The sequence below is a fragment of the Brachybacterium sp. GU-2 genome (assembly GCF_030866705.2).
Lineage (GTDB): Bacteria > Actinomycetota > Actinomycetes > Actinomycetales > Dermabacteraceae > Brachybacterium > Brachybacterium conglomeratum.
Window position 1 is genome coordinate 1954996 of the sequence record NZ_CP133037.2, and the last position, 26848, is coordinate 1981843.

At 71.5% G+C, this 26848-nt stretch carries 18 protein-coding genes and 1 pseudogene; 2 read left to right on the forward strand and 17 right to left on the reverse strand.

The window, feature by feature from the left end; all coding sequences use genetic code 11:
* Positions 1 to 58: 58 nt before the first annotated feature.
* The gene (locus RBL05_RS08955; RefSeq protein WP_308739795.1) at positions 59 to 3724 is read right to left on the reverse strand and encodes an efflux RND transporter permease subunit; all 3666 of its coding nucleotides are present in this window, start codon (positions 3722 to 3724) and stop codon (positions 59 to 61) included.
* Between the two features lie 168 nt (positions 3725 to 3892).
* Between RBL05_RS08955 and RBL05_RS08960 the strand changes: the two genes are divergently transcribed.
* Positions 3893 to 5344, forward strand: coding sequence for an MATE family efflux transporter (locus tag RBL05_RS08960; protein ID WP_308739794.1), 1452 nt, complete (start codon positions 3893 to 3895; stop codon positions 5342 to 5344).
* A 167-nt stretch (positions 5345 to 5511) separates the two neighbouring features.
* On the opposite strand, the gene RBL05_RS08965 is transcribed toward RBL05_RS08960, so the two are convergent.
* From RBL05_RS08965 to RBL05_RS09030, 15 genes and pseudogenes are all read right to left on the reverse strand, one after another.
* Positions 5512 to 6729, reverse strand: coding sequence for a glycine C-acetyltransferase (locus tag RBL05_RS08965; RefSeq protein WP_308739793.1), 1218 nt, complete (start codon positions 6727 to 6729; stop codon positions 5512 to 5514).
* A gap of 201 nt (positions 6730 to 6930) precedes the next feature.
* Positions 6931 to 7998: an L-threonine 3-dehydrogenase gene (gene tdh / locus RBL05_RS08970; protein WP_308739792.1), complete on the reverse strand. Its 1068-nt coding sequence runs from the start codon at positions 7996 to 7998 to the stop codon at positions 6931 to 6933.
* A gap of 239 nt (positions 7999 to 8237) precedes the next feature.
* Positions 8238 to 9104 (reverse strand): PHP domain-containing protein, encoded by an 867-nt coding sequence (locus RBL05_RS08975; RefSeq protein ID WP_263311973.1) that lies wholly within the window; start codon positions 9102 to 9104, stop codon positions 8238 to 8240.
* Positions 9105 to 9149: 45 nt separating this feature from the next.
* Positions 9150 to 10151 (reverse strand): dTDP-glucose 4,6-dehydratase, encoded by a 1002-nt coding sequence (gene rfbB / locus RBL05_RS08980; RefSeq protein WP_263311972.1) that lies wholly within the window; start codon positions 10149 to 10151, stop codon positions 9150 to 9152.
* Complete coding sequence (gene rfbA, locus RBL05_RS08985; RefSeq protein ID WP_263311971.1) at positions 10148 to 11071, reverse strand: glucose-1-phosphate thymidylyltransferase RfbA; 924 nt, start codon at positions 11069 to 11071, stop codon at positions 10148 to 10150. The genes rfbB and rfbA overlap by 4 nt, the downstream gene beginning before the upstream one ends.
* A 109-nt stretch (positions 11072 to 11180) precedes the next feature.
* Entirely contained in the window at positions 11181 to 12413 is a 1233-nt protein-coding gene (locus RBL05_RS08990) for a hypothetical protein (RefSeq protein ID WP_263311970.1), read from the reverse strand.
* Positions 12410 to 13849 (reverse strand): hypothetical protein, encoded by a 1440-nt coding sequence (locus tag RBL05_RS08995; protein ID WP_263311969.1) that lies wholly within the window; start codon positions 13847 to 13849, stop codon positions 12410 to 12412. Before RBL05_RS08995 ends, RBL05_RS08990 begins: the two co-directional genes overlap by 4 nt.
* Positions 13846 to 14922, reverse strand: a complete 1077-nt coding sequence (locus tag RBL05_RS09000; RefSeq protein ID WP_263311968.1) for a hypothetical protein — start codon at positions 14920 to 14922, stop codon at positions 13846 to 13848. The genes RBL05_RS08995 and RBL05_RS09000 overlap by 4 nt, the downstream gene beginning before the upstream one ends.
* A 445-nt stretch (positions 14923 to 15367) precedes the next feature.
* Positions 15368 to 15706: pseudogene (locus tag RBL05_RS16930) on the reverse strand (hypothetical protein); the annotation flags it as partial.
* Positions 15628 to 17154 (reverse strand): polysaccharide biosynthesis tyrosine autokinase, encoded by a 1527-nt coding sequence (locus tag RBL05_RS09005; protein WP_308739790.1) that lies wholly within the window; start codon positions 17152 to 17154, stop codon positions 15628 to 15630. The gene RBL05_RS09005 and the pseudogene RBL05_RS16930, both read right to left, overlap by 79 nt.
* Positions 17155 to 17187: 33 nt before the next feature.
* Positions 17188 to 18294, reverse strand: coding sequence for a glycosyltransferase (locus RBL05_RS09010; RefSeq protein WP_263311965.1), 1107 nt, complete (start codon positions 18292 to 18294; stop codon positions 17188 to 17190).
* A gap of 109 nt (positions 18295 to 18403) precedes the next feature.
* Complete coding sequence (locus RBL05_RS09015; protein ID WP_263311964.1) at positions 18404 to 19537, reverse strand: sugar transferase; 1134 nt, start codon at positions 19535 to 19537, stop codon at positions 18404 to 18406.
* On the reverse strand, positions 19534 to 20697 hold the full coding sequence (locus RBL05_RS09020; RefSeq protein WP_308739789.1) for a DegT/DnrJ/EryC1/StrS family aminotransferase: 1164 nt from the start codon (positions 20695 to 20697) through the stop codon (positions 19534 to 19536). Before RBL05_RS09020 ends, RBL05_RS09015 begins: the two co-directional genes overlap by 4 nt.
* Before the next feature lie 3 nt (positions 20698 to 20700).
* Positions 20701 to 22677: a nucleoside-diphosphate sugar epimerase/dehydratase gene (locus RBL05_RS09025; protein ID WP_263311962.1), complete on the reverse strand. Its 1977-nt coding sequence runs from the start codon at positions 22675 to 22677 to the stop codon at positions 20701 to 20703.
* Positions 22678 to 22993: 316 nt separating this feature from the next.
* Positions 22994 to 24037: an ATP-grasp domain-containing protein gene (locus RBL05_RS09030; protein WP_263311961.1), complete on the reverse strand. Its 1044-nt coding sequence runs from the start codon at positions 24035 to 24037 to the stop codon at positions 22994 to 22996.
* 276 nt (positions 24038 to 24313) lie between these two features.
* Here RBL05_RS09030 and RBL05_RS09035 point away from each other — a divergent pair, with 276 nt between their 5' ends.
* Positions 24314 to 25342 carry an ATP-grasp domain-containing protein gene (locus tag RBL05_RS09035; protein ID WP_263311960.1) on the forward strand — a complete coding sequence of 343 codons (1029 nt, stop codon included), beginning with the start codon at positions 24314 to 24316 and terminating at the stop codon, positions 25340 to 25342.
* Here RBL05_RS09035 and RBL05_RS09040 read toward each other — a convergent pair.
* On the reverse strand, positions 25323 to 26654 hold the full coding sequence (locus RBL05_RS09040) for a hypothetical protein (RefSeq protein WP_308739788.1): 1332 nt from the start codon (positions 26652 to 26654) through the stop codon (positions 25323 to 25325). The two genes, RBL05_RS09035 and RBL05_RS09040, sit on opposite strands and share 20 nt — an antisense overlap.
* Positions 26655 to 26848 lie beyond the last annotated feature (194 nt).

Here is a 26848-nt window from a genome sequence, read left to right on the forward strand (position 1 = left end):
CCCAGGCGGGGCCGGGCGACGCGCGGTCGCCCGGCCCCTCCAAGGTCCGCCCCGTGGATCAGTCGCGGCCCAGGCGCCGCTTCACGATCCCCACGATCCCGCCGCGCTCCTTCATCGACCGGCCCTTCCGGCCCTGACCGTCGGCCCCGGAGCCGGAGCTGCCGCGTAGGTCAGGACGCCGCTGGGCGAGGTCCCGCTGCTGGTCGGTGAGCGTCGCACGACGGCCGGGTGCCGAGGATGCGCCGCGCCCGGATCGGATGCCAGCGCCCGTCGAGCCCGGGTCGATGCCGGCGCCCGTCACGCCACCGTTCCCGGCGGCCCCGCCGGAGGTCGCCCCGTCGGCCGTCGCGGCGCCGGCCCCGGTCGCACCGGCGCTCGTCCCGGCCGTGCCGACGGCCTGGCTGTCGGCGAGGTGATCCACCGGGGCATCGCCCTCGGCCTCGCGCCGCTCGGCCTCCGCACGGCGGGAATGGCCGTTGCGACGCTCCGCGGTGCGGGCCTCCTCCTTCAGCCGGCGCCGCTCCCCCGGGCCCTCCGCCATCCGGTACAGCACCGGCACGATCACGAGGGTGAGCAGTGTCGAGGAGATCAGACCGCCGATGACCACCACGGCCAGCGGCTGGGCGATGAACCCGCCGTTGCCGGTGATCCCCAGCGCCATCGGGATCAGCGCGAAGATGGTCGCCGCCGCGGTCATCAGGATCGGGCGCAGACGCTTGGAGGCGCCGAGGTGCAGCGCCTCGTCCAGAGCCATCCCGTGGCGTCGGTACTGGTTGACCAGGTCGATCAGCACGATCGCGTTGGTGACCACGATGCCCACCAGCATCAGCAGGCCGATCATCGAGGGCAGCCCCAGCGGCACGCGGGTGATGACCAGCAGGCCCAGCGAGCCGATCGCCGCGAAGGGGATCGAGACCAGCAGGATCAGCGGCTGGATCAGCGACTTGAAGATCCACACCAGCAGCACGTACACCAGCAGGATCGCGGCGACCATGGCGATGCCGAGCTGTCCGAAGGTCTCGTCGATGTCCGCAGCGGTGCCGCCCACGGTCGCCTCGACGCCCTCGGGCAGGTCCGCCGCGGCGATCGCGTCGTTCGCGGCGCGAGTCGCGATGCCCACGTCCTCACCGGCCGGCGTCACCGAGACGGTCACCGTCTCGAGCCCGTCCTGGGTCGAGATGGAGGGGCGGGAGAGCTCCTCGTCGACCGAGGCGACGTCCGTCAGCGGGATCGAGCCCATCAGCTCGAGATCCTGCAGCTGCGCGAAGGTGTCCACGCTCTCGCCGCCCTCGACGTAGATGTCCAGCTCGTCGTCCTCGAGGGTGATCGTGCCGATCGCCCCGGGGAACATCTGCTGGGCGACCAGGCCGACCACGGCCTCCTCGGTCAGCCCCATCCGGGCCGCGGCCTCACGGTCCACGGTCACCACGGCCGTCGGCTGGTCGCCCTCGAGGTCCGTGGCGACCTCGGAGACGCCCTCGGGCACCGGGTCGAGCTCGGCCAGGATCGCGTCGTTCGCGGCCTGACGGTCCTCCGCGGTGGGGCCGGTGATCATGATGTCCACCGAGTTCGAGCCGGTGGGCGAGGCGACGTCGGCCGCCTCGACCTCGCCCGGCTCGGGCAGGGCCTCCAGCGCCGCGACCATCTCGTCGCTCAGCGCCTCCTGGTCCGCGTCGGCATCGGTGGTGATGGAGAAGCTGACCTCGTTCTCGCCGCCGCCGCCCATGCCGAACTGGCCGCCGCCGATGGTGGTCTGCACGGTCTCGACCCCGTCGATCTCCAGCAGCGCGTCCTCGGACTCGGCCGCCTTGTCGGAGGCCTGCTGGAGGTTGGTGCCGGCGGGGAGGGTCTGGGTGATCGAGGCGATGTTCTGCCCCGTGTCGCCCAGGAAGCTGACGTTGACCAGCGGGATCAGCAGCACGGTGCCGATCAGCACGATCACCGCGCCGCCGAGGGTGAGCAGGCGGCGGGGCAGCGTGTCCAGCGTCGCCCGCAGCACGGGGGCGTAGAGGCGGTGCAGCCAGGTGCGCTCCTCCTTCGCCTCGGCGTCCTCGCGGATCGCCGCGACCTGCGCCGCGTCGTCGGGGTCGATGTCCTCGTGGCCCTTCGGAGGCTTCAGGAACCAGTACGCGAGCACCGGCACGATCGTCAGCGCCACCAGCAGCGAGGACAGCATGGCGATGCCGACGGTGAGGGCGAAGGGCCGGAACAGCTCCCCGGCCATGCCCGCGACCACGGCGATCGGCAGGAACACCACGACGGTGGCGAGGGTCGAGGCGGTGATCGCGCCGGCGACCTCGCCGACCGCGTCGAGGATCGCGCGGCGCTTGGTCTTGCCGTAGGCGAGGTGGCGCATGATGTTCTCGATCACCACGATCGAGTCGTCCACCACGCGGCCGATGGAGATCGTCAGCGCCGCCAGGGTCAGCATGTTCAGCGTGTACCCGGTGACGTACATGCCGATGAACGCGATCAGCAGCGAGGTCGGGATCGAGATCGCGGTGACCACGGTGGGCCGCACCCGGCGCAGGAACAGCAGGATCACGCCGACGGCGAAGAGCAGGCCCAGCAGGCCCTCCTCGGCCAGCGCCAGGATCGACTCCTGGATGAAGGGGGCCTGGTCGAAGACGACGTCGGCCTGGGCGTCGCCGCCGACGCCCGCGAGGGTGTCGTCCAGGACGCTCTCGACGTCCCCGGAGATGTCCACGACGTTGCCGTCGACGGTCGCGGTCACCATCACCACGAGCGACTCGCGGCCGTTGGTGCGCGAGACGGAGGTGGGGTCCTGGGTGGTCTGCTCGACGGTGGCGACCTCGCCGAGGGTGACCGGCTCGGCGGGCTGCTGCGGGTCGGTGCCGGGCTGGGTCTGCTGCCCGTCGGCCCCCTGTGCGCCCTGCTGGTCGGCGCCCTGCTGGCCGCCCGCGGCCTGTCCGTCGGCGCCCTGCTGGCCGGCGCCCTGCGCGTCGCCGCCGGAGGCGTCGTCGGACGGCATCAGCACGATCCCCTCGAGGCTCTCGAGGCTGTCGATGCTCTGCCCGAGCACGACGTCCATCGTGCGGTCCCCGTCGGTGACGGAGCCGCCGGGCAGGGACAGGCCGCTGGCGTCCAGGGCGGTGGAGATGTCGTCCTCGGTCAGGCCGTTCTCGGCGAGCGCGGCCTCGTCCGGGGTGATGCGCACGATCTGCTCAGGGGCGCCGATCACCGCGACGGAGGAGACCCCGCCGATGCGCTCGAGCTCGGGGGTCACCGAGGCGTCCAGGCGGGAGGCGAGGTCGGAGGGGTCCAGGTCAGAGGAGACCGACAGCACCACGGCGGGCAGGTCGCTGGTGCCGCCGGAGATGACCTGCGGGTCCGCGTCCGAGGGGAGCTGCTCCTCGATGCGGTTCAGCGCCGCGTCGACCTGGTTCGAGGAGCGGGCCACGTCGGTGCCGTAGGTGAGCTCGACGGTGACCATCGACAGCCCCGCCTGAGAGGTCGAGGAGGTGGCCTCGACGTTCTCCAGCCCCTGCAGCGACTGCTCGACGGGGCTCGTGATCCGGTCCCTGACCTGCTCGGACGAGGAGCCGGGGGCGGTGGTCATCACCTGGATCTGCGGCAGGGAGACCGAGGGGATCAGCTCCTGGCGCATCGTGGTCATGATGAACGCGCCGATGATCGACACGGCGATGCACACCAGGGCGATGAAGGACCTGTTGTTCAGGCTCAGGCGGGCGAGGCGATTCATCCTGCTCCTCGGGAAGGCGGTCCGACGGGGTGGGGCCCCGCCGTGGGGCGGGGCGTGGGCCCCGTCGCCGCGCCGGGGCGCAGGGCGGAGTGCTCCGCAGGAACTGTCTCACGCGCACCTGTGACCCCGGCACCGACGATGGTCGGGTGCTCGTCGCACAATGGTGGGGTGCCCACCCCTTCCCCTTCTCCCGACGAGCCCTACGAGCTGAGGGACGGCGGACCCTCCGGGCCGACGGGCGGAGACCGAGAGGAGCCGACGGTCGAGCCGCGTGAAGCGCCGATCGCAGAGCCGCGCGAGGAGCGGGCGCGGCGCACCGTCGACCGCGACATCCTGCGCCTGGCGATCCCGAGCCTCGGCGCGCTCGTGGCCGAGCCGCTGTTCGTCCTCGCCGACTCCGCGTTCATCGCCCGCGTCTCGACGACGTCGCTCGCGGGCCTGGGCCTCGCCTCGACCGTGCTCACCACCGTCGTGGGCCTGGCCGTGTTCCTCGCCTACTCCACCACCGCCGCGGTCGCCCGCTCCTTCGGCGCCGGCCGACGCCGCGAGGCGATCTCCCGCGGGATCGACGCCTGCTGGCTCGCGCTGCTCGTCGGCGCCGCCGCGGCGCTCGTGCTGCTGGTGGCCGGGGAGGCGCTGCTGGCCCTGTTCGGCCCCTCCCCCGAGGTGCTCGCCGAGGCGACGATCTACCTGCGCATCAGCGCCCTCGGCCTGCCCGCCATGCTCGCCGTGCAGGCCGCGACGGGTCTGGTGCGCGGGCTGCAGGACGCGACGCTGCCGCTGGTGGTCGCCGTCGGCGGCGCGATCGTGAACATCCCGCTGAACGCGCTGCTCATCTTCGGCGTCGGCCTCGGGATCGCCGGCTCCGCGATCGGCACCGTCATCGCCCAGTGGGGCATGGCGCTGGTGCTGCTGGCGGTGATCGTCCGTCGCGCCCGTCGCGAGGGGATCGGGCTCGGGCTGCAGCCGGCGAACCTCGTCGCCGTGGGCCGCGACGCCGTGCCGATGTTCGTGCGCACCCTGTCGCTGCGGGTGGTGGTGATCGCCTCGACGGTGGTCGCCACCGGGCTCGGCGACGTGCAGCTGGCCGCGCACCAGCTCACCACCACGGTGTTCACGGTGCTGTCCCTCGCGCTGGACTCCCTCGCGATCGCGGGACAGGCGCTGACCGGGCGGTATCTCGGCGCCTCGGACCCGCGCACCGTCCACGCCGTGACGCGGCGGCTGATGGTGTGGGGCGTGGGCGGCGGCGCGGTCGTCGCCGTGCTGCTGCTCGCGGCCAGCTACGTGGTGCCCGAGCTGTTCACGCCCGATGTCGCTGTGCAGGAGAGTCTGCGCGCGGCGCTGTGGGTGCTGGTGATCACCCAGCCGATCGCCGGCTACGTGTTCGTGCTCGACGGCGTGCTGATGGGCGCCGGGGATGCGCCCTACCTGGCGAAGGTCGGCTCGCTCATCGCGGTGCTGATCCTGCCCGGCGCGATCGCGGTGGCGCTGTGGGCACCGGGCGGCCCGCTGGGGCTCGCGCTGCTGTGGCTGGCCTGCAACTTCTTCTTCATGGTGCTGCGCGCGATCAGCCTCGGCCTGCGCGTGCGCACCGACGACTGGATGCGGCTGGGATGACGAGACGCCACCCCGGCCGGGCCGCGCATAATTCTGCGCTCCCTGCGTGACCTCAACGCCATATACGGGCTGAGGTCACGAAGGGAGCGCAGTTTCATTCGCCCCACCCGGCCGGACGTCCGCGGCCGAGCGCGAACCGCCGGCTCGGGGCCGCCGGCCTGCCGTCGTCAGCCGGCCTGCACGGCCTCGCGGGCGGCGACGAACGCACGCACCGCAGCCTCGATGTCCGCCTCGGTGTGCGCGGCGGAGAGCTGCACGCGGATGCGCGCCCGCCCCTTCGGCACCACCGGGTAGGAGAACGCGGTGACGTACACGCCCTGGTCCAGCATCGCGTCGGCGATCCGGGCGGCGAGCGCGGCATCCCCGAACATGACCGGCACGATCGCGTGCTCGCCGTCCAGCAGCTCGAAGCCCTCCTCGCCCATCCGGGCGCGGAACAGCTCGGCGTTGCGGAACAGGGTCGCGCGCAGCTCGGCGCTGCCCTCGACGAGCTCGAGCGCGGTGAGCGTCGCAGCGGTGATCGAGGGGGCCAGCGAGTTGGAGAACAGGTACGGGCGGCCCTTCTGGCGCAGCATCGCGACGATCTCGCGCCTGCCGGAGACGTAGCCGCCGCTCGCCCCGCCGAGCGCCTTGCCGAAGGTGCCCGTGTAGATGTCCACGCGGTCGGAGACGCCGAAGTGCTCGGGGGTGCCGGCGCCGGTGGCGCCCATGAAGCCGACGGCGTGGGAGTCATCGACCATGACCAGCGCACCGAACTCGTCGGCGAGGTCGCAGATGCCGGGCAGCGGGGCGAGGTAGCCGTCCATCGAGAACACGCCGTCGGTGACGATCACGGTGCGCCTCGCGCCCTTGCCGTCGTGCAGCGCGCCGGCGGCCTCGAGCTGGGTGCGCAGGTCGTCGAGGTCGGCGTTGGCGTAGCGGAAGCGGGCGGCCTTGGACAGGCGGATCCCGTCGATGAGTGAGGCGTGGTTCAGGGCGTCGGAGATGATCGCGTCCTCCGTGCCGAACAGCGGCTCGAAGACGGCGCCGTTCGCGTCGAAGCAGGAGGAGAACAGGATCGTGTCCTCGGTGCCGAGGAAGGCGGAGACGGCCTGCTCGAGCTGGAGGTGCAGGTCCTGGGTGCCGCAGATGAAGCGCACCGAGGCCATGCCGAAGCCGCGCTCGTCCAGGGCGCGCTTCGCGGAGGCGATCAGCCGCTCGTCGTCAGCCAGGCCGAGGTAGTTGTTCGCGCAGAAGTTCAGCACCTCGGCGCCGTCGCGGCCGACGGGTCCGGCGGTGATGCGGCCGGACTGCGCGGTGGAGATGACGCGCTCGTGCTTGAAGGTGCCGGCCTGCTCGATCTCGGCGAGCTCGGCGGTCAGCTGGTCCTTGAGGTCGGTGTACATGGGTGTGGGTCCTTCGGGTCGGGAGCGGGGCTGGGGTGAGGTCGCGGGGTGGGGGTGGGGTGCACAATTCTGCGTCCTGTGCGTGACCTCAGCGGCGTATGGGAGTTGAGGTCACGCAGGGAGCGCCGAATAGTGCGACGGGGTGGGGGCGACGGAGGCATGGGCCGGCGCGGGGGCTGCGGGGCCGACGACCGGCCGAGGTCAGTCGCCGACGTCGCTCCAGTCCAGGAGCACCTTGCCGGCCTTCCCCTCGCGGGCGAGGGCGAAGCCGTCCTCCCAGTCGGCGGCGGGCAGCACGTGGGTGATGGTGCGCTCGATCGCGGTGCGCAGGGTGCGGGAGGTGGAGAGCATCGCGGACATCGCGTTCCAGGTCTCGTACATCTCGCGGCCGTAGATGCCCTGGAGGGTGAGCATGCGGGTGACGACCGCGGTCCAGTCGATCTCGAACTGCCGCGAGGGCAGACCCAGCAGCGCGATCTTCCCGCCGTGGTTCATGTTCTCGATCATCTCCTGCAGGGCGCGGGCCTGGCCGGTGATCTCCAGGCCCACGTCGAAGCCCTCGCGCATGCCGAGCCGGCGCTGGGCGTCGAGCACGCGGGTGGTGGAGACGTCCAGGACCACGTCGGCGCCGCAGTCCTCCGCCATCGCGAGCCGCTCCGGGGAGATGTCGGTGATCGTAATGTAGCGGGCGCCGGCGTGGCGGGCGACGGCCGCGGCCATCTGCCCGATCGGGCCGGCGCCGGTGATCAGCACGTCCTCGCCCACCAGGGGGAACTTCAGTGCGGTGTGGACGGCGTTGCCCAGCGGGTCGAAGGCCGCGCCGAGCTCGGGGCTGATCAGCTCCTGACCGCCGTCGTGCTCGTGCACCCACACGTTCTCGTGCGGGACGGTGACGTACTCGGCGAAGGCGCCGTCGCGCTGCACGCCCACGGAGCGCACGCGGTTGCACATCTGGCGTCGGCCGGCGCGGCAGTTGCGGCAGGTCCCGCACACCACGTGGCCCTCGCCGGAGACGCGGTCGCCGATGCGCACGTCGTCGACCTCGGAGCCGACCTCGGCGATCTCGCCGTAGAACTCGTGGCCGGGGGTGAAGGGGACCGAGTCACACATCGCCTCAGCGGACGAGTCCCAGGCGAGGAGGTGCAGGTCGGTGCCGCAGATCCCGGTGCGCAGCACACGCACCTTCACATCCCAGGGCCCGCAGCCGGGCTCGTCGACCGTCGTCCACTCCAGGCCCGCGCCGGGCGCGACCTTGCGCAGTGCGCGCATCAGACCTCCTCGTCCTGCTCCGCGCGGGAGCTGTGCGTGGCGCGTCGAGCGAGCGGGACGGGGTGGGTTCGGCGCCGGGACGGCCGACGGTCCGGGGTGTGGACCGACGCGTCGAGGATACGGTGCACGCCAGGAGAGGGCGAAGCCGGCGACGGGCCGCCACGACGGGCCGCGGTCGCATCGAGGTCAGCGGCCCTCGACGCCATCACGGTCCCAGCGGCCCCGGAGGTGACCCAGGGTCAGCGCCGCCAGAGATCGCGCGGGTCGCGGCCGGGGCGGAAGCCGGCCCAGTCCGCCAGCGCCGTCGCCTCGGGGAAGTTCGCGGCGAGGGCTAGCGGGGTGTGGGAGTCGCTGCCGAAGCTGATCGCCTGCCCGCCCTCCTCGGCCCACCACTGCGGGATCCAGGGGCGCAGGCGGCGGGTGTTGATCTCGAGCGCGCGGCCGCTCTCGGCGATCGCCCGCATCGCGCCGCGCAGCTGCTCCTCGAAGCGCCGCGGGTCGAAGGGGCCCTCGACCTCCTCGGGCCAGTAGCGCACCGCATAGTCGAGATGGGTGACGACCTCGTGCGGCCCGTCGGCCGCGACCACCGCCGGGACCTCGGCGAGGTACCGGCGGATCACCTCGTCGGCCGGGAGGCGGCGGAACATCGTGTTCGGCTCGGCGCGCTGCCCCTCGAGCTCGAGGGTGTGGAGCGAGCCGATGATCCGGTCGAAGGCGGAGAGGTCCAGCTGCGCGCGGGCGGCCTCGGTGCGCAGCCCGGGCTGGCCGAACTCGAGGCCCGTCCCGATGGCGAGCTCCGGGAAGGTTGCGCGGCAGCGATCGATCTCCTCGAGATACCCCTCGACGTCGAAGCGCGGCACCGCGACGACGCCGTCCGGGCCCACGAGATGCTGTTCGTGGTCGGCGAAGTCCTCGGGGTCGGTCACCCAGGCGTCCTCGAGGTCGAGGTGCTCGGTGAAGAACAGCCCAGGCAGCCCGATCGCCGCGGCCCGCTCGCAGGTCGCGCGCATCGTGCCGCGCGCCGCGGAGGCGGGGCCGCCGGTGTCCCAGGAGAACTCGCTGTGGACGTGACTGTCGGCGGGAAGGCCGGCGGGGAGGGAGGTCATCGGGACAGGGTGGCACGGATCCGCGCCGTGCTCACCACCGCGCCGTCACTGTCCTGCGAGCTGGTACTTGGCCTCGGTGGCGGCCTTCTGCGGACGCCACCAGCCCTCGTTCTCCCGGTACCACTCGACGGTCGCGGCGAGGCCGGCCTCGAAGTCTCGGAAGCGCGGCTCCCAGCCGAGCTCCTCGCGCAGCGGACCCGCATCGATCGCGTACCGCAGGTCGTGGCCCGCACGATCGGTGACGTGGTCGTACTCGTCCGCGGGCCGCCCCATCAGCTGGAGGAGGATCTCGACGACCTCCTTGTTGCTCTGCTCCCCGTCGGCGCCGATGAGATAGGTGCGCCCGATCTCGCCGGCATCGAGGATCCGCAGCACGGCGCTGGAGTGGTCGTCGGCGTGGATCCAGTCGCGCACGTTCGTCCCCGCGCCGTAGAGGCGGGGCCGGATCCCGTCGAGGAGGTTGGTGATCTGGCGGGGGATGAACTTCTCGACGTGCTGACGCGGTCCGTAGTTGTTGCTGCAGTTCGAGAGCGTCGCCCGCACCCCGAAGGAGCGGACCCACGCACGCACCAGCAGGTCGCTGCCGGCCTTGCTCGCCGAGTAGGGGCTCGAGGGGCTGTACGGGGTGGTCTCGGTGAAGCGCTGCGGATCGTCCAGTGCGAGATCCCCGTAGACCTCGTCGGTCGAGATGTGATGAAAGCGCACGTCATGGCGGCGCACGGCCTCCAGCAGGGTGAAGGTGCCCAGGAGGTTCGTCCGGATGAACGGCGAGGGATCGCTCAGCGAGTTGTCGTTGTGCGACTCGGCCGCGAAGTGGACCACCGCATCGCTCTGCCGGACCAGGCCGTCCACCACCTCGGCGTCCGCCACGTCGCCGACGACGACGCGGCAGCGCTCGGAGGGCAGATCGGCGAGGGAGGAGCGGTGCCCCGCATAGGTGAACGCGTCGAGGACGGTGACCGTGTCATCGGTGCGTGCGAGCACGTGGTGGACGAAGGCGGAGCCGATGAACCCCGCGCCGCCCGTCACCAGGAGGCGGCGGGTCATGCCGTGGCCTTCAGCGCCGAGGCGGACGGGGTGAGCTGCACCGGCCTGTCCAGGATCTCCCGCTCGAGCGCGTCCAGCAGGTACTTGCCGTACCCGGACTTGACCAGCGGGAGCGCCCGCTCACGCAGCTCGTCGTCGCTGAGGTAGCCCATGCGCCAGGCGACCTCCTCGGGAGCGCCGATCGACAGGCCCTGTCGCTGCTGGACCGTGCGGATGAACTCCCCCGCGGCGGCGAGGTCGTCGAACGTGCCGGTGTCCAGCCAGGCGGTGCCTCGCGTGAGCACCTCGACGTGCAGCGAGCCGTCCTCGAGGTAGGTGCGGTTCAGATCGGTGATCTCGAGCTCGCCGCGGGCCGACGGGGTGAGGGCCCTGGCCCTCTCCACGACGGTGTCGTCGTAGAAGTAGAGCCCCGGCACGGCGAGGTTGGAGCGCGGATGCTCCGGCTTCTCCTCGAGAGAGACGGCCCGCCCGTTCTCGTCCATCTCCACGACGCCGTAGGCGCGGGGATCGCTGACCCAGTAGCCGAACACCGCGGCGCCGTCGAAGTCCTGATAGCGGCGCAGCTGGGCGCCCATGCCCTGCCCGTAGAACAGGTTGTCGCCGAGGACGAGCGCCGCGGGGCCGCCGTCGAGGAACTCCTCACCGAGGAGGAAGGCCTGGGCGAGCCCGTCCGGGGACGGCTGCACCGTGTACTCGAGGTGCACGCCGAACCGGTCGCCGTAGCCGAGCACGCGCTGGAAGGCCGCCTTGTCCTCCGGGGTCGTGATGATCAGGATGTCCCTGATCCCCGCCAGCATCAGCGTGCTGAGCGGGTAGTAGATCATCGGCTTGTCGTGCACAGGCATGAGCTGCTTCGACACCCCGATGGTCAGCGGGTGAAGGCGTGTCCCGGTTCCCCCGGCAAGGATGATCCCTCTCATGAGGTCAGTATGTCCGATTTGCCCGTAATTGGAAAGGGTGTGCGGGACCACGGAGTCCGCGGGCACGATGGCCGTCGGCGACCTCCGAGAGGACTACCCAGGATCTCCGTCAGCCCTGCTCGGGAACGGGAAGGAGCGTCGGCGCCCCTGGTCGCGGGGAGCCCGTCGCATCGGCGTCGACGTCGACATCGGTCGCGGGCCGGGTCCGCGCGAGAGCCCCGTACCAGACGACTGCCGTGAGCGCCGCTCCGACGACGAAGCCGGCCACCGCCCCCCCCTCGCCACCGACGACGAACCCGGTGAGGGGTGCCGCGACCATCACGACCGTCTGCAGCACTCGGCCCGTCAGGAGGACTCTCGCCGAGCTCCTGATCCGGCAGAACAGGTAGACGGCCGTGCTCAACGTGGTGACCATGATGAAAACGCCGACGTGCGAGGCATACTCCCCGATCGCCGCGATGGTCCCCAGGCCAGGGAGCTCCCGCGCGACGAACCACACGCAGATCGCCGCCATCCCGCCGAGTACGGCGCTGGCGGACACCAGGAGGAGCTGCACCCGCACACGCCGGAACGTCTCGACCGGAAGCCTCACGAGCACCGGTCGCACGGCCGCTAGCACCAGGCGGATGGGGAAGGCGGCGCTCGAGATCGCCCGGTACTTGCCGAAGGACGCCGCCCCCAGCAGCGGGTACAGGAGGAACGGGACCCCGATCGAGCTCGCGTCCAGAAGGGACGAGTCGGCGAGGAGCGTCCCGATCTGCCGACGGTGGTCCGACACCCATCGCCGACCGGCCGCGATCGAGGGCACGGCGAGGGTACCGGTGACGAGGACCGCCCCGGCAGCGCTCACGGCCCAGAAGGTCAGCACTCCCATCAGGTCCACCTCGGCCAGGAGGACGGTCGCGCCGATGAACACCCCCGCCACCCCCAGCCCTGTGGCATCCCCGAGGAGGAGTCGCCTCCACGCCCCCTGCGCCGTCAGCAGATATCGCCCGTTGGTCCAGGTCGTGGCGAGGAGGACGGCAAGTCCCGCCATCGACGCCGCAGCCGGATGGACACCGGTGACCAGCCCGGTCCCAGCGGTGAGCAGCGCGAACACGAGTGCGAGGAGGCTCCCGGTCCGCAGGTAGTCCGCCGGGGAGCCCGCTGCGCCGCGACGGGCCCACGCCTCGCAGACCACGGAGAGCACCATCGAGCTGGAGAGGGCGTAGCCGAGATACAGCAGCGAGTAGCTGCCGTAGTCGGCGGGCCCCAGATACACGAGGCCGAGGACCTGAGGGAGGGCGACGGAGAGCGCGTTCGCGGCGGTCGCGAGGTAGGGGAAGAGGCGACGGATGCTCATGGCGCCACCGGTCGCACGGCCCGGCGCACGACACCAGCGCCCTCGGCGTCGAGCGGGATGGTTCCCGCCTCCGGACGGCCCTGCGGCCCGGCGCCCTCGGGCGGTCGGGAGTTCCAGGCGGCGACGGCGATGCCGAACACCAGCGTCACCCCCCACCAGTGGCCGACGGCCTGCAGGTACGGGTTGGTGGCGTTCGCGATGAGAAGGCAGAGGGCGGCTGTCGCCGACGTGGCGAGCGCCCCCCGCGTGGCGGCGTCGACGACGCGTGCCGTCCGACGCACCGAGCGTGCCAGAAGCAGCAGCGCGGCCGCGCCGATCGCCACGCCCACGATCCCCGCGTTGAACAGCCACAGGTGGTACTGGAGCTCAAACATCCAGGGGCGCTCCTGCGAGCGGTAGTAGCCGTCCTTCACCACGGCCCCGATCCCGTGGCCGAACAGCGGGCGGTCCACCCAGGCAGCCAGCAGGTGCCCGGTCTGCTCGACCCGGTCACGGTTGTCGGACCCGGCCACAACGTCCACCGATCCGATCCCGAGGTAGCTCGCCACGGTGTCTGCCCAGAGCTGGCGCAGTCGGGCCCGAAGGCTTCCGGAGAGCGTGAGCGCGAGGGCGACCACCCCGGCGGCGGACAGCAGGGTGGGCACGGTGGCGCGATGGGTCGCCACCCGTCCCCAGGGGATGCGTCGGAACCTCACCTCGAGGACCGCATAGATCACCGGGGCCAGGAGCGCGACGGCGAGGATCGCACGGCGCCCTGAGAGCGTGACGGCCACCATCGCCAGCACCGCACACACGGCCAGCACCCAGCGGGACGGGAAGAGTTCGTTGCGCGGCGAGACCGCCATAGCGACCAGCAGGGGGACGCCGGCGGCGAGGGTCGACAGGCTGTGGAAGCGGATGGCCGTCGCACCGGTGGGATCCGTGCCGATCCCCGCACCCTGACCCTCCATGACGGCCTCGGGGATCACCGCGGGCAGATACCCCAGCTCGCCCCCGATGTACACCACCATGAGCAGGGAGTTGAGCCCGACCACGAAGACGATGGCGTGGAAGACGAGCTTCAGCTGCGCTCGTCGGAGGCTCAGCGCCCACAGACCCCAGATCGTCATGCTCCCGAGCCACACGATCGCCTGGTGCACGGTGCCCGGGACGTCACGCACGGCACCGACCATGAGGCCGAGGGCGATCACCCCGATCAGCGTCGAGACCCCGAGCACGAAGCTCCGCTCGAGGCGCGGGGGCGTCCTCAGCACGTCGAACGCGGAAACCGCGGCGAGCAGGGCGAGCACCGGGTAGAGCACGTCGCCCCGGGACACCGGGAGCCACAGCACGTAGATCAGACATGCCGTCTTGAGCACCCCGCTCACCTGGTCGAGGAGGCTGAGCCCCTCCCGGGCCCGCCACTCCGCCTCGAGCGATCGCTGGGCGCGGATCACGCGATCACCTCGGAGGCGGGGAGGCCGACAGCGCGGACCCACGCGTCGGCATGCGCCGCGAAGGAGTAGCCCTCCTGCACCGCGCGCATCGCCCGGGCACCGGCCGCCGCCCGCTCCTCCGGCGAGGAGCCGAGCGCCGCGACGAGGGCGTCCTCCCACTCGTCGAGGCTGGTCGGGGCCGCCCCTCCGAGGTCCCGCAGCACACTCTCGTTCATCCCGACCGGGCTGCCGACGACCGGCAGCTCGGCGGCGCCGTACTGGAGGAGCTTGTAGGAGCACTTCCCCCGCTCCCAGTCGCTGTCCACGAGAGGCATGATGCCGACGTCGCCGAGGACCAGTTGCTCCGTGAACCGCCCGGCGTCCCAATCCTGGCGCTCGTGCAGGGCCGGATCGAGACCCTCGACGGGTCCGCTGCCGTTGCTGATCACCAGGAGGCTGCTGCCGGTCCGCCGGCACGCGGAGTCGATGGCAGCGGCGATCGAGGTGAGGTATCGCTCCGTGAACCGCGACCCGATCCAGACGAGGCGAGGGACATCGGCCGCGGGGCGCGAGGAGCGGTGGACGTAGTCCTCGACCTCCACGCAGGAGGGGATGATCCGGACGTCCGCCGCGTACTGGGACGCGGCGTCGGCGAGGAACTCGTTGCCGGCGAGGACGACATCGGCGGCGAGGGCGGCGCGCGCGAACACCAGCGGCTTCGGGAAGGCACGGGACATTAACCCGTGAACGGGCAGATGGATGGCGTCATCGACGTCGTAGACGGCACGCGAGGCCCGACGGAGGATGCGCTCCTCCACCTCGCCGCGGGAGAACGGCGTGGCGGACCGCGAGAGGACCACGGTGCCGCCGTCGACCTGCTCCGCGGCACGACGGGTGGCCAGCTCGGCGCCGGCGAGGGCGAACGGGCGCCGCAGAAGGGTGGACGGCCTGGACGAGGAGAGACCGAGATGCTCGTGGACGGTCGTCTTGAGGCCCAGATGCCGTGCCCAGTCGTGCAGGCGCACGCGCGTGGACCCAGCTGTCGGCCCATAGGCCGAGACCAGGTGCACGGGCTGGGCGGGCGTGGCGTTCATGGTCAGGAGCTCCGTCCTCGATGCGGGTCGGGGTGGTCGGGTGCGGGCCGGATGGCGCGGTGGATGCGGACAGGTCAGGGAGGCAGGGTCCCGGAGGTCGGCCCTCCCGAGGCCCTGAAGGGGATCGCCTTGCGGGTGGGGCCGGGTGCGCCGGCCCGCTTCCCGCGGCACGGCCTTCCAGGACGACCGCGATCATCCGACCGGCGACGAGCACCTCGCGGAAGGCCTTCTCGTAGTCACGAGGAGATCGGCCGTACGGATCTTCGATGTCCAGCTCCGCCGCTTCGACGCCCGCCTGGAATCGGAACATCGAGGCTTCGAGAGCGAGATCGCGGAGGGTCCCACGGCTCGCGGTCAGCCCCGGATGCCCCAGGACCAGCGCCAGCTCCCGGAGCGTGAAGGTGCGTCGCACGGCCCGAGGTGACAGCCGCGCGACCCACGCCCGCTGCTCGAGCGTCATGGTGAGGACGAGGTCGGCGTCCTCGACCTGCTCGGTCGACAGCTGTCGACCGACATGGTCCAGGGCGACATCGACCTCCTGCCGCACGAAGCGGACGGCCTCGGGCGCCGCCGGGGCGCCGACGACCGCTTGGGTGCCGGCGCTCGAGATGCGGAATCTGTCGGGGAGGGACTGCCTCAGCACGGCCTCGCCGACGGGGGAACGGCAGATGTTCCCCGTGCAGACCACCAGGATCCTGGACACTGTCAGCGTGCTTCTACCGCAGGCTCGTACCGGCGTGCGACCCGAGCCGCTCCCTCGTCGAGGCGCGGGGTCTGCACCCATGCGCTCTTCGACGCCGACGCCCTGCCTCGGTGCGTCGGCGCCGCGGGAGGCGTCGACGTGTACTCGTAGTCGTAGCTCTCGGTGCGCCCGAGATGGACGCGGTTGAGCACGATGCCGAGCACCGGGGCACCCACCGCGGAGAGGCGGTCGATCGCGACCTCGAGCTGCGAGCGGCGGGTGCGATCGCTGCGGGCCACCACCACGGTGCCGCCGACGCGAGGGGCGAGGACGACCGGATCGGTGACCGCGAGCAGCGGCGACGTGTCCAGGATGACGTGGTCGTACCGGGACTCCGCCTCGGCGAGGAGCTCGCCCATCCGCGAGCTGGCCAACAGCTCGCTGGGGTTCGGGGGGACAACGCCCGAGGTCAGCACGTCGAGGCCGCCGGCCTGCATCGGCTGGACGACGTCCATGAGGTCCGCGTCGCCCGCGAGCACCGTGGTCAGCCCCGCACTGCCTTCGAGTCCCGTGTACGCCGCCACCGAAGGGCGGCGCAGGTCGGCGTCGATCAGGAGGACGCGCTTGCCGGCCTGCGAGAAGACGGCGGCGAGATTGATCGCCGTGCTCGACTTGCCCTCGCTCGGCAGCGCCGAGGTGATCAGAAGGGTCCGGCCCTCCGCGGTGCACGCCATGAACTGCAGGTTCGTGCGGAGGCTCCGGTACGCCTCCGACTGCGGCCCCTCGTAACTCAGGGTTGAGACGAGCGGCGCGCTCTGCGCATCGCGGATGGCGGGCACCGAGGCGATCACGGGGTGGTCCACCGCCTTCTCCACGTCCTCGACTCGGCGTACGCGATTGTCGAAATGGTCGCGGAGGAGAGCGATCGTCACGGCGGTGGCCAGCGCGAGGACCAGCCCGATCGCCGTGTTCATCAGGATGGACGGAGAGGCCGGAGAGGTCGACTCGACCGCCGGCGAGACGACCGTCAAGCCGATCGCCGGCGTCCCCGAGGACGAGCCCAGACTCTCCAGGCTGGTGCCGAGGCTGGCGGCCGTGGCGTCGGCGAGCGCGGCCGCCACTGCCGGATCCTCGTCCTTGGCCTTGATCTCGATGATCAGGGTGTCCGGCCGCACCGTGGCGGTGACCCGCCTGGCGAGCTCGTCCGATGTCGTGGAGAGCCCGAGCTCCTCGATCACGGGATCCAGGACCAGGGGCGTCGTGACGAGATCGGAGTAGCTGGCGATCTGCTGACCGGCGAGGACGATCCCGGTGTTCAGCTCGTCCACCGAGGCCCCGGCCTGAGGCTGCACGAAGGTTCGGGTGGTGGATTCGTACATCGGGGTCTGGACCGCCGTCGCCGCGACGACCGCGGCGAGCACCACGAGGCCGCCGAGCAGCGCTGACCGCCACCGCTCCTTGAGGATGGTCAGAAACTGTCGGGGTTCCATGGGATTCCTTTCATGCGGGGTCGGGTGGCGGCGGATGCGAAGGCTCGGGGGACTCCGCACATCCCGGCTGGTGCGTCAGGATCGGTTCGGGCGTCAAGCCGCATAGATCCGCCCTCGTCGGTAGTCACCGCTGAGGACCGAGTCCAGGAAGTCGAGTAGCTCGTCCGCCGCATGCTCCGAGGACAGGGACGAGGGAGGCGGCAGTTCGGCCCCGCGCCCGCGGGCGACGGCGAGGACAACATCGGCAAGCACATCGACGTCGCCCTCGGGAGCGACGGAGACCGCCGGCAGGTCGCGGACGCCCTTCACGTCGAATCCGACTGCCGGCAGGCCCATCGCGATCGCCTCGAGGCCCACGCGAGGGAGCCCCTCCCAGCGCGAGGTCTGGACCAGGACGTGCGAGCGGTCGAACCACGGGACCACGTCGCTGCGTCCCCGGTGCCTGACGAGTCCGTCGACCGGACTGGTCACGGCGTCGGTGCCGATCAGGGCGCCGTCGCCGAGCATGTCGACCCGGAGGTCCACGCCCCGGTCCCGCAGCACGTGGGCGAGCTCCACCATGGCCGCCGGGTTCTTGCGTTCCGAGTACTCACCGCACCACACCAGCCGAAGCGGCTCCGCCCCCTCGTCCCAGGCACGGCGCGGACGGCGCGGATAAGTCGTGAGGTCGAGGCCGACGCCGGCGAGCAGACGCAGCCGCGGCGTCTGCGGTGCGTGGGCGGCGAACCAGGCCTCGTCGGCCGAGTTCATGCAGACGACGGCATCGGTGCGATGCAGCAGCAGCCGCTCGACCGAGCGGAACGGAAGATCCGCCGCGCGGCGGCCGTTCCAGTGCAGGCCGTGGCAGAAGTAGACGACGGGGACGCCCACGTCCGCCAGCCGCACGAGCGCCGACGCCGTGGCCGTGTTGGTCACCACGATCTCGATGCGCTTCTCTCGCACCCACTCGCGCAGCTCGCGCATCGCGCGATGGTTCCTCGGCGAAGGAGAACGGGTCACCGCCGTGAGCACGGTCGCAGAGGGGTGCTCCGCGGACGGCGTCCCCGCGGCGGGCTCGACGACGGCGCCGCTCTCGCGCCAACGGCGAGCGATCTCCACGAAGAACGCATCCAACGTCCCCCCGACGGAGGTCAGCAGGCCGATCACCGGGGCCGCGCGCCGTTCCGTCGGCGCCTGCGACCCCGTGCTCGCTGTCGTCATCACGTCTCCCCTTCGTCCCCGTCCATGGGCACGCACGCGTGGCGACCCACCTCTATTGTGGGTGGAAATGTCCGTTTTGTCTATGTTGTGCTCACGGACTCCGCGCGGCTCACCGCGTCGAGCCGATCGCCATCGGGTGTGGGTGCAGGAAACGCCGCTCGGGCAGACCGAGGTAGGCGATCAGTGACTGCCCGCCGTCGGGGACCGACGGAGGAGGCGAGGCGACCGGAAATCTGACGGAAGAACCGGGGACGACGTAGCCGCTGCGGGCAAGTGCGTCCGCCAGCGCGGGTCCGGGATCCGTGCCCCGCGCGAGGAACGCCCACTCGGCGTCGAGCTCCTTGCGCAGGCGGCTCGCCAGGAGCAGCAGCGCCTCGTCCAGGAGCTCCCCCTCCACCTCGGCGGCGCCGGGCCCCTCGCTGATCTGCAGCCGGACCAGCCCCGGCTCGAGAAGCAGCGCGTCGCCCTCGAGGACTACGCGGCCCTCGCGGTCGCGGCAGGCCCAGGCGCCATCGGAGTCGGGACCGACCATCTCGAGGTCCGTCGTGGACTGCGGGCCGGGGAAGACCGCCATGGACACCCCGCCCTCGTCGGTCACGCCATGACGGCTCAGCACTGCGCTGACGGTGTCCATCAGAATCCTCAGATCCAGGTCGAGCCCGATCCGTCGCACGTACTCCTGGTCCATGGCGAGCCGGTCGTCCCAGGCCACGGCATTGCGACCATGGACCTGGGCGTAACCGGTCAGCCCCGCGGAGACGGTGTGCCGCGCGAACTGATCGGCGCTGTAACGGCCAAGGTAGGTGATGGGCAGCGGGCGGGGGCCGACGAGGCTCATGTCCCCGCACACCACGTTCCACAGGCTCGGAAGCTCGTCCAGGCTCGTCGCCCTCAGCAGCCTGCCGAAGGGGACCAGGCGCGCGGCATCGCTGTCGGAGCCGTCCGAGGCGGCGGCGAGCATCGAGCGGAACTTCCGCAGCCGGAACACGCGGCCGTCCTGCGTCACCCGCTCCTGAGTGAACAGGATGGGGCGGCCCATCGTCGCCAGCACGCCGGCCGAGATCATGAGCATCGGCAGGGCGGAGACCGCGAGGCCGAGGCCGCCGAGGACGACATCCGCTCGTCGGCGTCGGCGCAGATAGCTCCGCTGCTCCGGGGATAGGCGGATCGGGGTGAAGTGCTGGATGGGCCTCGCGGTCTTCCGAGCCCTGCGCCACCGTTCCGGGGCCTCGACCTGCGTCACGCCGCGGCCTTCGTCAACGGCGGGAAGAGCAGGCGGCGGCCGAGGGCGGCGCTGAGCGTGTAGTCGATGATCCCGCATTCCTCCGCAGTCAGCGCGGAGCCGCTGGGCAGGGTGAGGCCGGTGCGGAAAAGGCGCTCGGAGGCGCCGTTGACCGCGGCGGGGACGCCCGCGAAGACGGGCTGGAGGTGCATCGGATTCCACAGCGGTCGGCTCTCGATCCCGGCCGCTGTGAGGGCGGCGGACAGGGAGGACGCGTCGATGCCCGCGACCTCGGGGTCGACCACCAGCGCGGTGAGCCAGCAGTTGTCCTGCTCGTCGCCGGCCCGCTGGAACACCTCCACGCCGGGCACGTCCTCGGCGATCCGGGCGTAGGCTTCGCGGCGGGCGCGACGACGAGCGATCATCTCGTCGAGCCGCGTCAGCTGGGCGTTGCCCATCGCGGCCAGGAGGTTCGAGAGGCGGTAGTTGAAGCCGATGTCGCGGTGCTCGTAGTGCACCGCGGGCTCCCTCGCCTGGGTGGCGAGGTGGCGGACGCGGCAGGCGACGGCCTCGTCGTCCGTGAGGTACATGCCGCCACCGGAGGTGGTCATGATCTTGTTGCCGTTGAAGGAGAAGATAGCGGCGTCGCCGTGCTTCCCGGCAGGCAGTCCGCCATGGTGGGCGCCGAGGGACTCGGCGGAGTCCACCAGCACCTTCGCACCGGCGCGGTGGGCGATCTCGACGATGCGGGTGTGATCCGCGCTGCGGCCCAGTAGATCCACGGGCACGACCGCGGGGACGGAGGTCCCCTCCTCCCCCAGCTCCTCGAGGACCTGGGCGAGGAGATCGGGATCCATCTGCCCGGTGACCGGGTCGGAGTCGATGAAGTACGGCGTCGCGCCGGTGTAGCTGATCGCGTTCGCGGTCGCGGCGAAGGTCATGGTCGAGGTGGGGACCACGTCGCCGGGTCCGACGCCCCAGGCCAGCAGCCCCAGATGGAGGGCGCCCGTGCCGGAGGAGAGGGCGACGGTGTGGCGTCGGCCGATCCGCTCCGCCATCGAGGCCTCGAAGGCGTCGACGGCGGGGCCGAGCGGAGCGATCCAGCCGGAGTCGAAGGCGTCGGCGACGGCGGCGCGCTCGAGAGCGGTGACGTCAGGGCCGGACATGAGGATGCGAGCCATGGTTCAGAACCCCACTGCGATCGGGGCGCGGACGACGGGGGGCCGGGTGGCCTCCATCGCCTCGCACACGGTGGTCAGGACGTCTCGGATCTGGGCGTCGCTGAGCAGCGAGCGCGGGTCGGGCAGCTCCTCGTAGGAGACGGGCACGACCGGCACGCCCCGGATCAGCGGGTGCGAGGTCTGTCGGGAATCCTCCCCGGGGGCGAACAGGTCCTCGTGGAGCTTCTCGCCGGGACGGAGGCCCGAGAAGACGATCTCGACCTCCTTGCCTGAGGCGTCGATGAGCTGCTGGGCGAGCTGTACGATCGGGACGGGCCGGCCCATGTCGAGCACGAGCGCGCCACCGCTCTCCCCCACCACCGCGGCCTGCAGCACGAGCTGCACGGCCTCGGAGACGGTCATGAAGAAGCGGGTGACCTCGGGGTCGGTGACGGTGACCGGACCGCCCTGCTCGATCTGCGCGATGAAGGTGTGGATCACGGAGCCGCGGGTGGCGAGCACGTTGCCGAAGCGGACGCTCAGCCAGGTGCCGTGACCGGCGGTGCGGCCCTTGTGGGCGGTGAGCCCCTCGGCGATGCGCTTGGAGTAGCCGAGCACGTTGTGCGGGTCCGCGGCCTTGTCCGTGGAGATGTTCACGAAGCGCTCCACGCCGTGGCGGTGGGAAGCCTCGAGCACGTTGTGGGTGCCGAGCACGTTGGTCTTGAAGGCCTCGTCGGGGGACTTCTCGAGCATGTTCACGTGCTTGAGCGCCGCCGCGTGGAAGACGATGTCGGGCTTATGGCGGGCGAACACCGCATCGAGCCGGGCGGCGTCGCGAATGTCGGCGAGCTCCATGTTGCCGTTGCCGAGGTCGGCGGTGCCGCCCATGGTCAGCAGCAGGGCGTGCAGGGCCGACTCGTCGCGGTCCAGCATCACGAGCTCCTTGGGCCCGGACTTCGAGATCTGACGGCAGAGCTCCGAGCCGATGGAGCCGCCGGCCCCCGTGACCAGGACGGACTTCCCGCGCAGTAGGGAGTTGATGGTCGACAGGTCCGTGTCGACCTGGCGGCGGCCGAGGAGGTCGGCCGGCTGGATCTCGCGCAGGTCGGCGTGGTGGACCCCGTCGATCATCTCGTTCAGCGGCGGGACGATCTTCACCGGGAGATCCAGCTCCGACGCCGCGGCGGTGAGCGTGCCCATGGTGTCGGCCGAGATGTGGGAGGTGGCGATGACGAGGATGTCCGCACCGGTGCGCTCGAGGGCGTAGTGCAGCTGGTCGATGCTCCCGACGACGCTGACCCCGGCATGGCGGAAGTGGCGCTTGCGCGGGTCGTCTTCGAGGTAGCCGACGGGGTCCCAGGTGGAGGAGGGGTCGCGCTGCATCGAGTCGGCGAGCGCTCGGCCGACGTCGCCGGCGCCCACGATCAGCGCGCGCGAGGGCTGCACCTCGGCCTCGCGCAGGGCGCGGAGGGCGCGCACGGCGAGCAGGCGCACGAGGTAGCGCACGGACGCGACGGCGACGATGACGAGGGGGGCGGCGATGACAGGTGCGGTCATCGGCAGCATCCGTTCCGGCCACACGGCGTTGGTCGCGGTGACCATCACGGCGGTGGCGGCGACCACCCCCGCCAGCGGCGGCATCTCGTCAAAGCTGCCCACGAGATGCCGCCCCTGGTGCAGGCGCACCGCACGCCCGAGCAGGGTGTATACGGCGACGGCGATCGCGGTGAGCAGGAGCAGGCCGACCAGAGGGGTGCCGCTCCCGTCGAGGGTGAGGTCGGCGGTGAGGGCTAGGGTCTCGAGGCGCAGCGCAGAGGCCGCCCAGAGGCCGAGGAACCACATCACGGAGTCGATCACGATGAACGCGATCGGCGCGGGATGGAGATCCCGGTCGAGGATCTCCTTCCTCTCGGCGCCCCGGAGCGTTTGTCCGGTCTTCTCGCTCCGACGCGGGCCAGGAGCTGCGGGGCGCAGGACGGCGTTCAGGGAGATGATGGACATGGCGACCCCTCTTCCGGTGGTGCGGGCCCCAGACCTGCGGCGTTGTCGCGATGTCCGTTTTGCCCGTCTTGAGACGGTTCGTACCATACATCCAGTTCGCCCGGAGTGGAAGCGAAGGTCCGGGAAGCGGGCGAACACCTCATCCGGAGGGCCCGGGCCGACGGAGAGGCGGACCGCACCAAGCGCCGCCCCCGATGCGGTGAACGGCACTTCGCGGCGCGCTCGTGGCCTTGCACGGCGCGGAGATGCCGGGGATTGGAACGGCTCGCACCCGGCGTGCGTCCGCGTCACCGACGCACGCGGACCTCGGGCGGAATCACAGCCCGGTCGAGGTCACCCGCACGCTCTCGTGCTTCGCGGAGACGACGCCGGGGGCGTACTCCCGCCACTCCTCGCCGACCTCGAGGCCGAGGGCGCGGGCGAGGTAGAAGCGCGGCACGTCGGCCCCGGCCAGGTGCACGAAGGGGTAGCCGCCGCCGAAGCGGGGGTTGATGTCGATGACGGAAGGCTCACGGCCCTCGGCGAGGAACATGTCGGTGTCGACCAGGCCCGTGAGCTGCGCGGCACGCGCGATCCTCTCGGCATTGGCGACGAAGGGCGCGGGATCCGCGGAGGCGGCCTTATCGGTCTCGCCGGCGCGCATGCGCATCTTTCGACGCGCGAGCACGGCCCGCAGCGCGCCGGGCTCGCGCAGGTCGGCCACGAGGTCCACTCCGTGCTCCACGCCGGGCAGGCAGGGCTGGACCACGACATCCTGCCCGCTGGGCGCGGAGCCGTCGGCCGGGGCGGGCGCGGAGTCGATCGCGGCGTCGACCGCGGCGCGGACCCCGTCGGCTCCCACCAGTGCGAGACCGGAGGAGCCGCTGCCCAGACGATGCTTCACGACGAGCAGGTCGGAGGCCTCGGCGATCTCGGCGATGCCGGCCTCGTCGTCGCCGGCGACCGTGCGCGGGGTGGGCACGCCGATCCCCTCGAGCAGCTGCGCCATGCGGAGCTTGTCGGCGCAGCCGAGCTGCCAGGCCCGGTCCACGCCGGGCACGAGCACGCCCCGTTCCCGCATCTGCTCCGCGAGATCCGTAGCGACGTGGAGATGCATGAGCTCGTAGTCGTTCACGGAGAGGAACAGGCTCGGACGCAGCTCGTCCACGAGCGCGAGGAGCGCCGGATCGTAGTCGGGATCGGCATAGCACGGGAGACGACGCCCGATGTCCCCGTAGCCCGCCGCGGCGCTCGTGGGGTCGTTCTCGGTGACGATCACCCGCCCCTCGAGGCCGAGGCTTTCATAGGCCTGGCGGAACCAGTCCACGAGATACAGCCGACGACCGGCCGAGCCGATCACCATCGCGCCACCGTCGCCCATCTCGCGCTCCCATCCCCCGCTCCTCCAAGGGCGGCACGTTGCCTCCCCCGCCGTCCAGCCGTTCCGGGCCGCGTCGACCCTTCCCGCATAGTAGACTACGCAAAGCGGACGAATCGCCGCTCCTCACCGATCGGCACGGCCGCCTAATCCGGACCACCGTCGGCCGCCCCAGCACGATCTCCGAGCTCACGGAGCCCGGCCCCCGAAGGATGCCGGCAGCTTCCGGGTGCAGCGGCGCCCCCCCGGCATCCCCACGACGAACACTAGGTTGGACTGATGAAGATCGTCATCTCCTCGGCCGGACGCCGCGCCCACTACGTGGAATGGTTCCGGCGGGCGCTGGACTGGTCCGGGCTGCGTGGCGAGGTCATAGCCATGGAGTACCGCATGCAGAGCCCGAGCACCGGGCTCGCAGATCGCGCGGTGCAGGCTCCGGCGTACAACAGCCCCGAGTACCCGGCGGCGCTACGGGAGTGGTGCCGTGCGGAGCGTCCGGATCTGTTCCTGTCCCTCAACGACTACGAGCTGCAGGTCCTCTCCGGCGGACTCGCCGACGACATGCGGTCACTCGGGTGCCGCGTCGCCGTGCTCGACGCCGAGAGCCAGCCGATCGTCCTGGACAAGCTCCGGATGGCGACCGCGCTCGCCGAGCGCGGCATCCCGACCCCCCGCACGGCGCTCGGAACCGACGTCGACGACATCCGATCCTCAGCCGGCGCGGAGGCGCGCTTCGTCGTGAAGCACCGGTTCGGCAGCGGGTCGACGGGACTGCGGGTCGTCGGCGCCGAGGAGCTCCCCGAGGCGGTGGCGGAGTCGGCGCGGACGGCCCTCGGAGCCGACGGCCTCCCGGCCGCGCACGACCACGAGGCGGTCGTGGTGCAGGACGCCCTCCCCGGCCCCGAATACGGAGTCGACGGCGTCTTCGACGTCGAGAGGCGGGGCGAGGTGCTCGGCGTGCTCGCACGCCGCAAGGACCTGATGCGCGGAGGCGACACCGACGTGGCGACGACGGTGAGCGCCGCACTCTTCCGACCCGCGATCGAGGCGATCGGAGAGCTGCTGCGGCCCACGGCCGCGATCGATGTGGACCTGCGAGAGACCGCCGAGGGGGAGCCGCAGGTCATCGACATCAACCCGCGACTGGGCGGCGGCTACCCCTTCGTCCACCGTGCCGGGGCGGACCTCCCCGCAGCGCTGATCCGCTCGGCCGCGGGCCTCGAACCCGATCCGGCTCTGCTGGCCTACCGGACCGGGGTCTCGACCGCCCGCCGCGAGGATTTCACCGTCATCGCTCCGATGCAGTGAGGGCAGCGTCCAGGGCGCCGTCTCTTGCCTGGGAGCCGGCACCCTCGTTCCGCCCGGCGGGCACCGCGGTGCGCCCACCCGCCGTCCCGGGCTCGCCGTCCTCGACCTCCCACCGGCTCCCCTGCAGATAGTCCTCGACACCCCAGGCGCGGCGCACCAGGGTGTACTCCTCCCCCTCGCGGACGTACACCGCAGGGAGGAACTCGATGAACGAGGACTGGTAGCTCATGGTGTACGCGCCGACCCGCGCGAAGACGAGGCGGTCCCCCACCGCGAGCTCGGGCGCATCGTGCATCCGGGTGAGCCGGTCATCCTCCATGCACGTGAAACCGCTGATGATCTGCTCGGGGAGGAGACGCTCGGAGGTCGAGTCCGTGGCCACGTCGAAGGGACGGCGGCGGCGGAACAGCGGATCGATGTCCGTGCGGCTCGCATCCGTGACGACGTGCCGTCGGTCGCCGACGTCCTTCACGTCGAGCACGCTCGCATGGAACTCGACGGGCACGGCGATCACCGAGCCGCCCGGCTCGACCACGAGCCGTGTGCGGTCGACGTCGACCACGGGTTCGAGCACCTCGCGGATCACGCGCACGTAGTCGTGGAACGTCGGGCTCCCCTCGAGGCTCCCGAAGAACCCGCCGCCGATGTCCACCCAGTCGAGATCGAGCTCGCGGGAGGTGATGAGGTCCGCCGCCACGGTGGCCGCGGCGCGGTAGACGCCCAGGCTCTGCGTGAGCGAGTTGCGATGCATGTGGATTCCAGCGATCCGGACGCCCGCCTCGGCGAGCTCCTCCATCGCCCGATCTAGGGCGCCGTTGTCCACGTTGAAGCCGAACCGGCTCCCCTCGTCGCCCGTGGTGCTCTCACCTGGGCAGTGCGACTCCAGATCCCAGTTCACCCGCAGCCCGACCGCGAGCGGGAGATGCGGCTCCTCGCGGGCGAGCTCGGCCGTCCACGTCACCTCGCGGAGGGAGTCGAGGTTGATGAGCGACCCCTCCCGGAGGGCGGACCGCAACCGTTCCCTGGACTTTATCGGCCCATTGAAGACGATGCGCTCGGGGCCGTACCCGAGGGCCAGGGCGAGGTCGTACTCGGCATCGGAGACCACCTCTGCCCAGACCCCCCGCCGGCGCATGTCGGCGATCAGCCAGGGCAGCGAGTTCGTCTTGAAGGAGTAGGACAGGATCGCCCCCGGCCAGTGCTCGTCGAGCGCGGCGCGGAACCTGGAGACGAGCACATCCAGCAGGCGCCGGTCGATCACGAATGCGGGGGTCGACGGCGCCGACCCTTCACCAGCAGCCGAGTGCACCATGGAGAACTCCTCACGCAGGGGTTGGACCGCCCTGCGGCACAGGTTCCTTGACCTCGGACGTCACTCCGCAGGGGCGGGGGAGGCGCGAAGCGACGCGCCATAGCCAGTTCACGAACTGGCACCCCCTTCCATAATGGACAAATCGGACAACCTTTGCAACCTCGCGCGATCACCTCGCCCTCACTGCGAGGCGA